Genomic DNA, 13,595 nt, shown 5'->3' with positions numbered 1-13,595 from the left:
GTGCAGGCAGATGGATTGCTGAGTGTCCGCTGTCAAGTCATGCGAACAGGGCTCACTACCCATAGCCGACATCTCTTGAAGTGAACTTGCTTATATAATTAGCTACCATATTATATTTAGGCTAACTAATGAAGTTTGAACAGAAGTACCAGGCGCTAATTGAAGAAGCGCAACGACGCAACCTTCCTGATGTGGACGGCATCCAGCTTTGTTTTCAAGTGCTATCGATGGCTGCAAACATCGACCGGGACTGCGCTGCCTTGCTTGCCCCTCATGGTTTGTCTGAGGGGCGCTTTGTGCTGTTGTTCCTTCTCGATGTGGCATCTGATGGACTCGCACCCAACGCGCTGGCAGAACAGGCAGGCGTCACCCGCGCCACGGTGACCGGTCTGTTAGACGGACTGGAACGAGAAGGTTTGATTGCACGTCATGCCAATGTCGACGACCGTCGTGCACTTTGCATTCGGCTGACCACAAAAGGAAAACAACTAGCCAGTAAAGTTGTCGATCAGCATGGTCGTTGGATTGCTGGCTTGTTTGGCAATCTGTCTGCACCCGAGCGCAAGCAGTTGGCGGTGTTGCTTGAGAGGGTTACGAGCCCTATTCCAAACGCTACATCATGAAGAATGAAGTCCGCAAAGGCGCGACGCGCGCCGTTGACATTCCTCGAGATATTCTGCGTGCGCTATCGCTTGGAGAGTTGCAATGTGCCACGCTGGCTGAATGTTTGGCAGTCGACCAAGCCGTACTGGCACGAACGATCTTTCCAGCACTTACGGCTCCCGCACTTAACGCGATTGATGCAGCCTGCCAACTGGGGGTGCTCAAACGCATGACCCATATCGGCTTAGCCATGCTGGAGGACTTAGGTACTGAGGGCATCGCGCAATGCCAAAGACATCGCGCAGACATGGCTCGTGGTTGGGCGTGTTTCATGATCGGTGCTCAGCCATACCTAGATGTCGATGTACGACTTGCCGCAATCTACCCATTGGCAGATGACGCGCATTTTGGTGTGCGTGAATGGGCTTGGATGGCGATGCGCCCGCACTTGGTGCAAGAGCTGCCGACGGCCATCGCACAATTGATGCTATGGACAAAAGACCCTTCTGAACGTGTCCGGCGATTCGCGTGCGAGGTTTTGCGACCCCGTGGAGTGTGGTGCACGCATATCTCAGCGCTCAAACACTCACCCGAACAAGCGTTGCCTTTGCTCTCTGCTCTGAGGAGCGACCCTTCGGTCTATGTACAGGACTCGGTTGCCAATTGGCTCAATGATGCCGCTAAAGATCAGCCAGCGTGGGTGCGTGGCATCTGTGACCAATGGCTTGAAAACTCCCAAGCTGCTGCCACCCGTCGGATATGTCAACGCGCACTGCGCAATCTCAAGTGAAAGTGGAACAATGTCTCATTACCTCGTAGAGCTTTACACCCCCAATTCGGCATGGCTCACACTGTCCGCTGAACAAAGGCAACGCTTTCTTAGCGGCATCGGACTCGCATTAGGTCAACTGTCCAGCCTAGGTGTCGAAGTCCTCTCTCTGGCAGAAACGGACTCCAGCATTGACCAAGGCACTACGCATAAATTCCTTGGTATTTGGCGCTTTCCTGATCAAAACGCTTTGGATGCTCTGCTGTCTGGCATCAAAGCCAGCGGTTGGTACGATTACTTTGACCATGTAAATGCTGCCAGCACCGAAGGTGGGGTGGATATTCACTTGGCTGCTCTAGCTACCTCGTAGCGCAGTTTTTCGAATAATGCTTTTGTGCATCTGCAATGCGGCTAGTAATTTTCTGGTACCCACTTTTGGACGGTAGCTCTATAACGCCCGAGCCCCGCGAGAGCGATCGTAAGTCAAATTGGTGCTTGCCTCGAACGTCTGCTACCGGGGCTGCTATTGATCTAGCACTCGGGGGCAAAAGCTGTCGCGGAGGGTATTCTCCGGTGTGATCGCTTCAAGCTGAAGATGGTAGTACGCAGACGCGCATCAGTGCTCGCACCTTGTTAGATGACGGGATACATCATTTCTGCACATCATGAAAATTCCAAAAATCTCTTGGAACTTTTGCTTCAGCAGAAATCCATATAAGTTTTCACTCGAAATAGGCGTTGTTGCATAAATCAGCCCCAGGCCAGACTTCCCCAACCCCAACCCCAACCCCAACCCCAACCCCAACCCCAGCCACGGCTACCGTCTGAGCGAAGTCCCCCCAGATTTGAGTCGCAGCTGAGCTTGGAGTCCAATCTCAAACGACAGGAGATTGGGCGTGAAAAAGCGATATAGCGAAGAACAGATCATTGGCTTCCTGAGGGACGTTGAATCAGAGCTACCGGTAGCAGAGTTGTGCCGCAGGCACGGTTTCTCGTAAGCGAGCTACTATCTATGGCGCAGCAAAGTTCGGCTGCATAGCGGTCTCGGATGCCAAGCGACTCAAGGAGCTGGAAACCGAAAATACTCGGCTCAAGCGCCTGCTGGCTGAAGCCATGCTGGAGAACGAGGTCACGAAAGAGGCCTTGCGAAAAAAGTGGTAAGCGCATCCGCAAGGCCGGAGCTGGTGCGCCACATGAACGACCCAAGGGCTAAGCGAACGACGAGCACCGCGCGTCATTGGCATGAGCCCCAGCGCCTACAGCTATCAGCCGGTGACGGATCGCAACTGCGTCCTCAGGCAGAAGATTATCGCTTTGGCGCAACGTCATCGACGTTACGGTGCCGGCATGATCTATCTGAAGTTGCGCCAGGCTGGCGAGTTGGTGAACTACAAGCGGGTGGATCGCCTGTATGCCCAGGCGGGTCTGCAAGTGAAGAGACGCAAACGCAAAAAGATCCCGCTGGCAGAACAACATCCCTTGGAGCGCCCGACGGCGGCCAACCAAATGTGGTCCATGGACTTCGTGTTTGACCGCACCGCCGAAGGGAGCAGCATCAAGAACTTGACCGTGGTGGATGACGCTCATCGTGCCAGAGCGTGCACTGAGTGGCAACCACCTGGTGCGTATCCTGGGTCAGTTGGTCAATACGCGCGGGTTGCCCAAGGCGATCAGAACCGACAACGACAAGGAGTTCTGCGGCCATGCAATGGTGAGCTGGACACATGCGCGAGGCGTGCAACTGTTCCTGATCGAACTGGGCAAACTCAACCAGAACACCTACATCGAATCATTCAATGGACGATTCAACGATGAATGTCTAAATGAGCCTTGGTTCACCAATCTGGCGCATGCCCGATTGATCGTCGAGCCCAGCGCCGGGAATACAACGAGGAGCGCCACAAGAAAGTACTTGACGGATTGACGCCTGCCGCCTGTGTACGGCGGCTGATCCAAAACCAGTTAAATTAGCCCCGGACTCCAAAGCCAATCGCTACTGAAAACGGGGGGACGTCGGTCCGCCAGATGAATAAAAAAGCGCCTTTCAGGCGCTTTTTTATTGGTTTCCATCGTTGATAGCGGCGTGTTTACGCGTATTTCCAAGCCACAGCAACTCTCTTATTTCCGCTGCAATTAGAGTCCAGCTGGGAACTCCAGCTCCCTCGCTAGCATCGAGAAACGATGAAGTGACACGTAGTCATCTCCCCGCCTGGTGCATTCACGCAGCAGCCCTTCATAAGCAAAGCCGCAGGCCATCAGCAGCTTGATCGACACCTGATTTTCAGGCTCAACATAAGCCACCAGACTGTGCAGATTGAGTTGCTGAAAAACGCTAGGCAAGCATTGCGGCAGGGCTGAGCGCATGACACCCCGGCCCCAGTGGCTTGGCAGCAGCCAGTAGCCAAGTTCAGCGCTGTCGCTGTCTGCATCGCGGTCATAGGCACCTATGGCACCAATGGGGTGACCATTCAGACAAATGGCCTGCCACCAGCCTGCGCCCTCTGCGTCCAGTTCGCGGTACCAGCTCAATTGTTCACGGGCAATGGCCAGAGCATCGGTGTGCGTGGTTTCCAGTCCGTAATAGCGCATGACCTGCGAATCGCCCATGGCACTGGCGATGACCGAGAGATCGCCGTCATCAAAATCTCGAAATTCCAGATTCACAGGTGCATGCATCTGAAGAGATTATCACCTCCGACGCTTTAGCAACAAGCGTATATCGCTCTTATTTCAGGAGCAATAAAATGACGTATCAACGATAGCATTGGGCATTCCGCAACTTTTCATTTCATGGCTGAGTGCGAGCATGTGCTGATTAATCTCGCGTCTTTGCTCCAGACTTAAGCAGTGAATCCAGCCACTTTTTCTACAAAAATGTCGATCAGAAGAAAGTGAACCCGAAACTGCGCTAGAATAATTGCTTACGGAGCGTAGCGCAGCCTGGTAGCGCATCTGCTTTGGGAGCAGAGGGTCGCGAGTTCGAATCCCGCCGCTCCGACCAAACGACAAGGGGTTAGATCGAAAGATCTAACCCCTTTTGTCCGTCTGTACCAGCTCACTCCCTCATGCAGGCACATGCATGAGGGATCAAGCCGGCAAGCCCTCGTTTAATCGAGCGTCACCTTCGCATCGCGGATCACACGGCCCCACTTTGCGGTTTCTGCAGCAATAAAGCGATCGCATTCTTCAGGCGTAGAGCCTTCCGCAAAAGTGCCCATGGTCTGCGCCATGCGCTGCGAGATTTCGGGGCTACGAATAATGCGAGCCACTTCTGCGGACATGCGCTGCACGATCTCTTTCGGAACTCCTGCCGGGGCAATCATGGCGGCCCAGGTGCTACCCAGCAAGTCAGGGATGCCCTGCTCTGCAAATGTGGGGACATCGGGCAAAACGGCCAGACGCTTTTCACTGGCCACGCCGATCAGACGGATTCGACCTGCCTTGGCGGGCTGAATCAGGTTGGGAGGCGGATCAAGAAACAACGGAATCTGGCCCCCCATGAGATCGGTCAGCGCAGGTGCAGCGCCTTTATAGGGCACATGAATCATGTCCGTCTTGGTCAACAGCTTCATCAATTCTGTCGTCAGGTGCGCACTGGAGCCGCTTCCCGACGAGCCAAAAGCCACCTTACCCGGATGCGCCTTGGCATAACTAATCAGTTCCTGAGTTGTCTTAAACGGCGCATTGTTGGCTACAGCCGCCACCAATGGAGAAACGCCCATCAGCGATACACCAACCAGATCTTTCTTCGGGTTGTAGGGCAGCTTGGTGTACAGCGTGGTGTTTGCCGAAAAGGCAGGAATCACGACCCCAAACGTATAGCCGTCGGCTGCAGATTTCGCCAGATTATCGACACCGATCAAGCTGTTCGCACCCGGCTTGTTATCAATGATGATGGGCTGACCCAATGCCTTTTGCAGCCCTACCTGCAGCAGGCGCGCCATCTGGTCGGTGAAGCCGCCAGCCGTATAGGGAACAACGATACGGATGGGTTTGTTGGGCCATGAGCCTTGTGCGCGCACTGCTGGCGACAAAAGGGCTGCACCGGCTGCAGCGGTACCGATGAAGGTTCGGCGGGAAACGCTATTTGGCATGGTTGTCTCACTTGGTCAGATCGCATTGCCAACGCCACTTGCGGCAGCGCGGACAACATTCATACAAAGCATGTGTGGCCCGGATATGTTCTGCGTCACACCTCGGCCCATCGTTTCATCAAAAGGCCAACTCCCCCCGAAGTCAGACTTTTTTACAGATCAAATGACCTGAGTCATTTCAGGTAAAGCGGCGAACAGGTCTGCTTCCAGCCCATAGTCAGCCACCGAGAAGATCGGTGCCTCAGGGTCCTTGTTGATCGCCACGATCACCTTGGAGTCCTTCATGCCTGCCAGATGCTGAATGGCACCCGAGATACCGCAGGCGATATACAGCTGAGGCGCCACAATCTTGCCGGTCTGGCCCACTTGCAGGTCGTTGGGGGCGTAGCCCGCATCGACGGCGGCACGGGACGCACCGATGGCAGCACCGAGCTTGTCGGCCAGGGGCGACATGACTTCGGTGAACTTCTCGGCCGAGCCCAGGGCGCGACCACCGGAGACGATGATCTTGGCAGCAGTGAGTTCAGGGCGCTCGCTCTTGGTCACTTCGCGGCCTACAAAAGCACTCTTGCCGGAGTCGGCCACGGCAGCCACGGCTTCCACAGCAGCGGAGCCACCAGTGGCAGCAGCGGCGTCAAAGCCGGTGGTGCGCACGGTGATGACCTTGACGGCATCAGCGGACTGCACGGTGGCAATGGCGTTACCGGCGTAGATGGGACGCTCGAAGGTGTCAGGCGCATCCACCTTGGTGATGTCGCTGATCTGGGCCACGTCCAGCTTGGCGGCCACGCGGGGAGCCACGTTCTTGCCGGCAGCGGTCGAGGGGAACAGGATATGGCTGTAGCTGGAGGCAATGGCCAGCACTTGAGCTGCCACGTTCTCGGCCAGGCCGTCTTTGAGGCTTGCGCCGTCAGCGTGGATGACCTTGGAGACACCAGCGATCTGGGCGGCCGCAGCGGCGGCCGCAGCAGCGCCTTCGCCAGCCACCAGCACATGGACATCACCGCCGCAGGCAGCGGCAGCCGTCACAGTGTTCAGGGTCGCAGGCTTGATTGAAGCGTTGTCGTGTTCAGCAATAACGAGGGATGTCATTTGTCGTTCTTCCTTTAGATCACTTTGGCTTCGTTCTTGAGCTTGTCGACCAGGGCCGCCACATCGGCCACCTTGACGCCAGCGCCGCGCTTTGCGGGCTCTGCCACCTTCAGGGTCTTGAGGCGGGGAGCAACGTCCACGCCCAGGTCTTCAGGCTTGAAGGTGTCGAGCTGCTTTTTCTTGGCCTTCATGATGTTGGGCAAGGTGACGTAGCGGGGCTCGTTCAGGCGCAGGTCGGTGGTGATGATGGCGGGGATGGACAGAGACAGAGTCTCCAGACCACCGTCGACTTCACGGCTGACGCTGACCTTGTCACCAGCGACTTCCACCTTGGAGGCGAACGTGGCCTGGGGCAGATCGGTCAGCGCAGCCAGCATCTGGCCGGTCTGGTTGTTGTCGCCATCAATGGCTTGCTTGCCCAGAATCACGAGACCGGGCTGCTCTTTGTCGACCAAGGCCTTGAGGAGCTTGGCGATGGCCAGGGGCTGCAGGTCCACATCGGTTTCCACCAGAATGCCGCGATCGGCACCGATGGCCATGGCGGTGCGCAGGGTTTCCTGGCACTGAGCCACACCGCAGGAGACGACGATGACCTCGGTCACCACGCCTTTTTCTTTGAGGCGCACGGCCTCTTCGACGGCGATTTCGTCAAAGGGGTTCATGCTCATCTTGACGTTGGCGATGTCTACACCCGTGCCGTCCGATTTGACGCGGACCTTCACGTTGTAGTCCACCACGCGCTTGACAGGGACCAATACCTTCATGCTGCTGCTATTCCACAGATTAGTGATTGAAATGGATGCCAGCACTTATTTAGAAAGCGCTGGCAGCTATGAATTCAGGAATTAAAAATTTTGGTTTCTGCATGAACCACTCCTGCATAAACCGGCTTTGCAGGGCTCTATGGAGGCAAGGAACATGCACACCAAGCTGATTTCATTTCGCGTTGGCTGCCAGACCCAAGCGCTCGATCAGCACCTTGTCCTTGGCATAGGCATCCTTGGCCCATTGCAGATAGTCCGCACCGGATCGGTACCACATCCCCTGATTAAGCTGCGTCAACACCTCGGTGTGGCGTGGATCGTCCATGGCTTTCTTGAACGCATCATGCAGCCTCTGCACCACGGCGGGATCCATGCCTTTGGGGCCTGCCAACCCATAGGGAGAGAGCGACACCACGCCATAACCCAGTTCCTTGGCGGTAGGTACATCGGGCCAGCGTTGGGTCCGCTTTTCACCAAAGGTGACAAGCAAGCGCATCTTGCCGCTTTCCACATGAGGCTCCCAGCCAGAGGCCCCGCTCTCCGCCGCCAGATGGCCGCCCAACAGCGCCTGCTGCAGATCGGCGTCGCCCTTGAAGGGCACATGGTTGAGCGACACTTTGGCGTTCTCGGCCAGCTCTTCCATCAGCAGGTGGGGTGACGATCCGATGCCGGTCGAGCCGTAGTCGATCTTGCCTGGACTCTTGCGTGCCGCAGCAATGTAGTCGTTGAAGTTGCGATACGGTGAATCCGTGCGCACTGCCACACCAAAGGTGTAGCCCGAGACCCCAATGATGTAAGTGAAGTCGGTGAGCGGATTCCAGGCCGTTTTCTGCATATGCGCCATGCGCAGCATCGACATGGGGAACTGGACAATCGTGTAACCATCAGGCTTTGCCGTGCGAGCCACCGTACCCGGGCCCAAGGTACCACCAGCACCTGGTCGGTTGTCAACAATGATGGCCTGCCCCAAATGTTTGCTGGCGATGTCGGCCAGTATGCGCATATGGCGGTCCGTGGGCCCACCGGCCGGGAAAGGCACTATCAGAGTGATGGGGCGGTTCGGGAATTCGCTGGCCTGCGCGGACAGACCCGCTCCCAGGCTGGCTGCGGCAACTGCCGCCAATACCAAGCGGCGGCCCATGGATGTTTGCATATTTGTCTCCGGTAGTTGTTCTAGGAATCGATGAGTTCAGACAGGCAAGGTCAGCACGCCCTTGGCCTGTAGCGCCTGTAACTCCGCTTCGGGCAGCTGCAGCAGTTGCTGCAGCACTTCGCGCGTACCTTCACCCAGCACAGGTGGTGCCTTGCGAATCGGCAGCAGCTGACCGTCCAATCGATAGGGCGGAGCAAACACCCAGGTCTGGCCGGCCACCGGATGGGGCATTTGCTGGAAAACACCAGCCTGGCGCGTGCGCTCGCTAGTCAGCGCTTCGTGCAGGCCAGCCACACGACCGCTGGGAATACCGCAGGCAGCCATGCGTTCCAACAGCTCATCGCGCGCCAAGCCACCAATGACCTCGGTCATCAGGGGTAGCAACTCCATGCGGTTCCTGGCCCGTTCCACATTGGTCGCAAAACGCGGGTTCTCGACGATGTCGGGCCGCATCACTACCTGGCGACAGAACTTGTCGAACTGGCTGTTATTACCCACGGCGATGATCAGCGGACCATCGGCCGCCTCGAAGAGGCCATAGGGCACGATGGAGGGGTGGGCATTGCCATAGCGCTGTGTGTCGTGGCCCAGCTGCATGGAATCCAGCCCGTAATAGCCGGTGATCGTCAGACCGCAGTCATACAGAGACATTTCAATCTTGCGGCCACGACCGGTACGGCTCTTGCGATAGAGCGCGGCCAGCACGGCTTGCGCGGCATACATGCCGGTCATCATGTCGACCACGGCCACGCCGAATTTCAAGGGCGGTGTTCCTTCCACACCGTTGATGGCCATCAGGCCTGCTTCGGCCTGAATCACCAGGTCGTAGCCGGGTCGCTTGGCTTCGGGAGTGTCGCTGCTGTAGCCCGCCACGCTGCAGTAAATCAGCTCCGGCTTGATGGACTTGAGCTTGTCATAGCCCAGACCCAGTTTGTCCGCACCGCCATGCTTGAAGTTGTGAATCACCACATCAAACTGAGGCAGCAGATCATAAATGATCTGAATGGCCTCGGCGTTTTGCAGATCCAGCGTGATGGACCGCTTGTTGCGGTTCATGCTGTTGTAGTAGGTAGTCTCGGTCTTGCCGATGCGGTGACCCCAGTCACGGGTGTCATCGCCGCGCTGGGGGTGCTCCACCTTGATGACTTCTGCGCCAAAGTCGGCCAGAACCTGACCACACAAAGGGCCGGCAAACACGCGCGACAAATCCAGTACGCGCACGCCCTCCAGAGGAAAGTCCAAGTCGTCCGGTAATTCTTGCTGACTGCTCATTTTCTGTTCTCCAATCCCTGTCTCTGGAAGACCCAAGGCCTTGCACAAGGCAAGGCCGGTTTTCGCTCAATCAGGCGTTCTGGCTCAAAGCCATGAATCGCGCTAGGTGGTGATCTTCATCGCCAAACTGATGGTCAATCATCACCAGTCGCTTGGCGTAATGCGCCAGCGGCAACTCCCAGGTCATGCCAATGCCGCCATGCATCTGAATGCATTCCTCAGCCACCATCGCACCCACATAGCCCACGGTGTACTTGGCCGCAGACAGCATCTTGGCGCGCTCCACACCTTCGGCATTGTCGATAGCGTCAGCGGCGTTGACTACGGTGGAGCGCACCTGCTCCACTTCCAGCAACAGATCAGCCATGCGGTGCTGCAGCGCCTGAAAGGTGCCAATGGCCACGCCAAACTGCTTGCGGGTCTGCAGATATTCCAGCGTGTTTTGCTTGGCCACATCCATGGCACCCAGCGCCTCGGCTGCCAGCGCCAGCAGCGCAAAGCCTTGCACATGCTCCAGCACCGCATGGCCCTGGCCTTCAGTGCCCAACAACGCCTCGGTGCTCAGTTGCACTGAGTCAAAAGTCAGCTCGGCGGCGCGGCCACCTTCCATGCAGCTGTAACCACGCTTGCTCAGGCCAGCGGCATTGCCATCCACCAGAAACAGGCTGATACCGGCTTCATCAAACTGTCCGCCAGCCGTACGGGCCGACACCAGTAGCAGATCGGCTTTTTCGCCAAAGGCCACCACGCTCTTGGCACCGTTCAGCACCCAGCCAGTGGCCGTCTTGACAGCCGTCGCGCTGACGTTGCTCAGCTCGTAGTGGCTGCCGGGTTCGTCATGTGCCAGAGCAGCCATCACAGTGCCAGCCACGATGGCTTCCAGCTTCTGCTTTTGCGATTCGGTACCTGCAGCAATCAGCGCCTGGCCCACCACCAGTGCGCCCAGCAGAGGCTCGGCCACCAGACCACGACCCAGCGACTCAAACACCACGCTGATGTCAAAACCAGAGCCGCCGAAGCCGCCCACCTCTTCAGGGAACAGCGCGCCAATAGCACCCAGGTCGGCAAACTGCGCATACAGCGCGGGGCTGTGGCCCTCAGCGCCATAGGCCAGCTGGTTGCGGTGCTCGATGTCGTACTGCTCGGAGACAAAGCGGTTCAGGCTGTCCGCCAGCATGCGGCGGTCTTCGGTATGTGTGAAGTTCATGTGCTTATTCCTTGCCTTGCCCGAATCAGAGGCCCAGGATCATCTTGGAGATGATGTTTTTCTGGATTTCATTGGAGCCACCGAAGATCGACAGCTTGCGGTAGTTGAAGTAGTTGGCAGCAGCAGTCGCCGCTTCGTCGATCAGGCCGACGGACTCCTCTGCATAGCCTTCGTACTGCGCTTCGTCGATATAAGGCACGGCATAGACACCCATGGCGCGGCGGATCAGCGACAGGATTTCCTGGCGAATCTCCGTGCCGCGGATCTTTAGCATCGAGCTTTCCGCACCGGGCACGCCGCCACCGGCCACCGCAGCAATCACGCGCAGATTGGTGGTCTTCATGTTTTCCAGATCGATCTCGACCTTGGCCATGCGCGCCGCAAACAACGGGTCCTGGTTCAGAGGCTTGCCGTTCTTGTGCGCCTTGGCTGCCACCACCTTGAGCTTGGCCAAGGACGAGATGCAAAAGCCCACGCCTGCAATGCCGGTGCGCTCATAGGTCAGCAGGTACTTGGCGTAAGTCCAGCCCTTGTTCTCTTCGCCCACCAGATTTTCAATCGGTACCTTCACATCGGTGAAGAAGACCTCGTTGACATCCTTGTCGCCATCCAGCGTGCGGATGGGGCGCACTTCCACGCCGGGGGTGTTCATGTCCACCAGCAAAAAGCTGATGCCGGCCTGCGCCTTGGCTTCGCGGTTGGTTCGCACCAGACAAAAAATCATATTGGCGTGCTGGCCCTGGGTGGTCCAGGTCTTTTGGCCGTTGACGATGTAGTGCTCACCCATTTCGTCAGTGACTCGCACCGCCGTAGTCTTGACCGAGGCCAGATCGGAGCCCGCGCCGGGTTCCGAATAGCCCTGGCACCACCAGTCCTCACCGCTCAGAATACGAGGCAGCCAGTAGTTCTTTTGCTGCTCGTTGCCGTACTTGATCAGCACCGGGCCCAACATGTTCACGCCAAAAGGCACGACGCGGGGGCCGCCGGCCAGGGCGCACTCGGTGTCGAAAATGAACTTCTCCACCGCACCCCAGCCGGGGCCGCCGTTTTCCATGGGCCAGTGGTTGGCATACCAGCCACGCTCATTGAGAACAGCATGCCACTCGTCCTGATCAGCCTTGCTCAGGCGTTGACCCGCCTTGACCTTTTGCGAAATATGCTTGGGCAGTTTGTCCGCGAGAAAGCTCTGTACTTCAGCGCGGAACGCCTCTTCTTGGGGGGTGAATTGCAAATCCATTGCTATGTCCTAGTGATCCACGGCGCTTGGCGCCTTAACAGCCTTTGAAACTGACGCGCTCTGGATGAGAGACGCCGAGCCAGGGCCGTCCCGCAGCAAGGGCGTCGTCCACCTCCCGAAGAGAGAGGGGGAGGCGGCGCCAGCCGCTCAGGGGGTGCTTATTCAAAAAATCTCGAACAGACCTGCAGCGCCCATGCCACCGGCAATACACATGCTCACCACACCCCACTTCACATTAGGGTTCTGGGCCTTGCGGCGCTGGCCTTCCAGCAGAATGTGACCGGTCAGACGGGCACCCGTCATGCCAAACGGATGGCCGATGGAGATAGCGCCGCCGTTGACGTTCAAGCGCTCATTGGGAATACCCAGTTGACGCTGGCAATACAGGGCTTGCGAAGCAAAAGCTTCGTTCAGCTCCCACAGATCGATGTCATCCACCGTCAGGCCATGGCGGGCCAGCAGCTTGGGCACGGCAAACACGGGGCCGATACCCATTTCATCGGGCTCGCAACCCGCCACGGCAAAGCCGCGGAATGCGCCCAGGGGCTTGAGACCCAGACGCTCGGCCAATTTGGCTTCCATCACCACACAGGCGCTGGAGCCATCGGACAGCTGCGAAGCATTGCCAGCGGTGATGAAGTTGCCCGCACCCTTGACGGGTTCCAGCTTGGCCAGACCTTCGAGCGTGGTGGATGCGCGGTTGCAGTTGTCCACGGTGGCGACGACATCACGGTAAGTGACTTCGCCGGTTTCTTTGTTCTTTTCCATCATGCGCGTGGCACAGGGGATGATTTCATCCTTGAACAGATCGGCAGCCTGCGCAGCAGCCGTGCGCTGCTGGCTTTGCAGCGAGAAAGCATCCTGGTCTTCGCGGCTAATGTTGTAGCGCTTGGCCACCACGTCAGCCGTGTCAATCATGGCCATGTACAGCTCGGGCTTGTGCTCCACCAGCCAGGGGTCCATGTCGGTGGGCAGATTGTTGCCCGGGCGCATGCCGGAGATGGTTTCGATACCACCGGCCAGCATCACATCCACACCCTCGGCCACCACGCGGCCCGCAGCCATGGCAATCGATTGCAAACCCGATGCGCAGTAGCGCGCCACGGTGGCACCACCAATGGACAGGGGGAGCCCTGCACGCAGCACGGCCTGACGGCCCAGGTTGCGGCCTTGAAAGCCGTCGGGGTTGCCGCAGCCCAGAATCAGGTCTTCAATCATGGCGGGATCAATGCCGGCGCGATCCACGGCTGCCTTGACGGAGAAGGCAGCCAGCTGGGCTGCAGGAGTCACATTGAACTCGCCGCGGTGCGACTTGGTCAGTGGTGTGCGGGCGGTGGAAACGATGACGGCTTCACGCATGGTTGTTGTCTCTGTGAATGTTTGAAAACTTTTTAGTAGCTGCTT

Annotated in this window: 12 protein-coding genes, 1 tRNA gene and 1 pseudogene; 5 read left to right on the top strand and 9 right to left on the bottom strand. The window is 57.7% G+C overall.

The window, feature by feature from the left end; all coding sequences use genetic code 11:
• The first annotated feature begins 128 nt into the window (after positions 1-128).
• The 4 genes and pseudogenes from CLU84_RS03690 (at position 129) to CLU84_RS03670 (ending at position 3,343) form a co-directional block, all read left to right on the top strand.
• A complete protein-coding gene (locus CLU84_RS03690; RefSeq protein ID WP_099735992.1) occupies positions 129-623 on the top strand; it encodes a MarR family winged helix-turn-helix transcriptional regulator in 495 nt (164 codons plus the stop codon).
• Entirely contained in the window at positions 620-1,393 is a 774-nt protein-coding gene (locus CLU84_RS03685) for a DNA alkylation repair protein (protein WP_099735991.1), read from the top strand. The genes CLU84_RS03690 and CLU84_RS03685 overlap by 4 nt, the downstream gene beginning before the upstream one ends.
• Positions 1,394-1,403: 10 nt before the next feature.
• Positions 1,404-1,742: a DUF6616 family protein gene (locus CLU84_RS03680; protein WP_099735990.1), complete on the top strand. Its 339-nt coding sequence runs from the start codon at positions 1,404-1,406 to the stop codon at positions 1,740-1,742.
• A gap of 526 nt (positions 1,743-2,268) precedes the next feature.
• A pseudogene (locus CLU84_RS03670) lies at positions 2,269-3,343 on the top strand (IS3 family transposase).
• A 162-nt stretch (positions 3,344-3,505) separates the two neighbouring features.
• Here the strand turns inward: CLU84_RS03670 and CLU84_RS03665 are convergent.
• The gene (locus CLU84_RS03665; protein WP_099735989.1) at positions 3,506-4,048 is read right to left on the bottom strand and encodes a GNAT family N-acetyltransferase; all 543 of its coding nucleotides are present in this window, start codon (positions 4,046-4,048) and stop codon (positions 3,506-3,508) included.
• A 248-nt stretch (positions 4,049-4,296) separates the two neighbouring features.
• Here CLU84_RS03665 and CLU84_RS03660 point away from each other — a divergent pair.
• A tRNA-Pro gene (locus CLU84_RS03660) sits at positions 4,297-4,373 on the top strand.
• 106 nt (positions 4,374-4,479) lie between these two features.
• On the opposite strand, the gene CLU84_RS03655 is transcribed toward CLU84_RS03660, so the two are convergent.
• The 8 genes from CLU84_RS03655 to CLU84_RS03620 form a co-directional block, all read right to left on the bottom strand.
• A complete protein-coding gene (locus CLU84_RS03655; RefSeq protein ID WP_099735988.1) occupies positions 4,480-5,466 on the bottom strand; it encodes a tripartite tricarboxylate transporter substrate binding protein in 987 nt (328 codons plus the stop codon).
• A gap of 159 nt (positions 5,467-5,625) precedes the next feature.
• A complete protein-coding gene (locus CLU84_RS03650; protein WP_099735987.1) occupies positions 5,626-6,558 on the bottom strand; it encodes an electron transfer flavoprotein subunit alpha/FixB family protein in 933 nt (310 codons plus the stop codon).
• Positions 6,559-6,572: 14 nt separating this feature from the next.
• Positions 6,573-7,322: an electron transfer flavoprotein subunit beta/FixA family protein gene (locus tag CLU84_RS03645; protein WP_099735986.1), complete on the bottom strand. Its 750-nt coding sequence runs from the start codon at positions 7,320-7,322 to the stop codon at positions 6,573-6,575.
• Positions 7,323-7,494: 172 nt separating this feature from the next.
• Entirely contained in the window at positions 7,495-8,475 is a 981-nt protein-coding gene (locus CLU84_RS03640) for a tripartite tricarboxylate transporter substrate binding protein (RefSeq protein WP_099735985.1), read from the bottom strand.
• A gap of 36 nt (positions 8,476-8,511) precedes the next feature.
• On the bottom strand, positions 8,512-9,747 hold the full coding sequence (locus tag CLU84_RS03635; RefSeq protein ID WP_099735984.1) for a CaiB/BaiF CoA-transferase family protein: 1,236 nt from the start codon (positions 9,745-9,747) through the stop codon (positions 8,512-8,514).
• 70 nt (positions 9,748-9,817) lie between these two features.
• Positions 9,818-10,954, bottom strand: a complete 1,137-nt coding sequence (locus CLU84_RS03630) for an acyl-CoA dehydrogenase family protein (protein ID WP_099735983.1) — start codon at positions 10,952-10,954, stop codon at positions 9,818-9,820.
• A 25-nt stretch (positions 10,955-10,979) separates the two neighbouring features.
• On the bottom strand, positions 10,980-12,191 hold the full coding sequence (locus tag CLU84_RS03625) for an acyl-CoA dehydrogenase family protein (RefSeq protein WP_099735982.1): 1,212 nt from the start codon (positions 12,189-12,191) through the stop codon (positions 10,980-10,982).
• A gap of 162 nt (positions 12,192-12,353) precedes the next feature.
• Positions 12,354-13,550: an acetyl-CoA C-acyltransferase gene (locus tag CLU84_RS03620; RefSeq protein WP_099737840.1), complete on the bottom strand. Its 1,197-nt coding sequence runs from the start codon at positions 13,548-13,550 to the stop codon at positions 12,354-12,356.
• Positions 13,551-13,595 lie beyond the last annotated feature (45 nt).

Origin of the sequence: Comamonas sp. 26, assembly GCF_002754475.1 — a bacterium.
Taxonomy (GTDB): Bacteria; Pseudomonadota; Gammaproteobacteria; order Burkholderiales; family Burkholderiaceae_C; genus Comamonas.
The sequence above is the reverse complement of the archived record's forward strand: the minus strand, read 5'-3'. Positions and strand labels throughout refer to the sequence as shown.

Excerpts from the sequence above, each read along its gene's own strand:
- CLU84_RS03690 (WP_099735992.1), top strand. The coding sequence starts at position 129 with ATGAAGTTTGAACAGAAGTACCAGGCGCTAATTGAAGAAGCGCAACGA.
- CLU84_RS03685 (WP_099735991.1), top strand. The coding sequence starts at position 620 with ATGAAGAATGAAGTCCGCAAAGGCGCGACGCGCGCCGTTGACATTCCT.
- CLU84_RS03680 (WP_099735990.1), top strand. The coding sequence starts at position 1,404 with ATGTCTCATTACCTCGTAGAGCTTTACACCCCCAATTCGGCATGGCTC.
- CLU84_RS03665 (WP_099735989.1), bottom strand. The coding sequence starts at position 4,048 with ATGCATGCACCTGTGAATCTGGAATTTCGAGATTTTGATGACGGCGAT.
- CLU84_RS03655 (WP_099735988.1), bottom strand. The coding sequence starts at position 5,466 with ATGCCAAATAGCGTTTCCCGCCGAACCTTCATCGGTACCGCTGCAGCC.
- CLU84_RS03650 (WP_099735987.1), bottom strand. The coding sequence starts at position 6,558 with ATGACATCCCTCGTTATTGCTGAACACGACAACGCTTCAATCAAGCCT.
- CLU84_RS03645 (WP_099735986.1), bottom strand. The coding sequence starts at position 7,322 with ATGAAGGTATTGGTCCCTGTCAAGCGCGTGGTGGACTACAACGTGAAG.
- CLU84_RS03640 (WP_099735985.1), bottom strand. The coding sequence starts at position 8,475 with ATGCAAACATCCATGGGCCGCCGCTTGGTATTGGCGGCAGTTGCCGCA.
- CLU84_RS03635 (WP_099735984.1), bottom strand. The coding sequence starts at position 9,747 with ATGAGCAGTCAGCAAGAATTACCGGACGACTTGGACTTTCCTCTGGAG.
- CLU84_RS03630 (WP_099735983.1), bottom strand. The coding sequence starts at position 10,954 with ATGAACTTCACACATACCGAAGACCGCCGCATGCTGGCGGACAGCCTG.
- CLU84_RS03625 (WP_099735982.1), bottom strand. The coding sequence starts at position 12,191 with ATGGATTTGCAATTCACCCCCCAAGAAGAGGCGTTCCGCGCTGAAGTA.
- CLU84_RS03620 (WP_099737840.1), bottom strand. The coding sequence starts at position 13,550 with ATGCGTGAAGCCGTCATCGTTTCCACCGCCCGCACACCACTGACCAAG.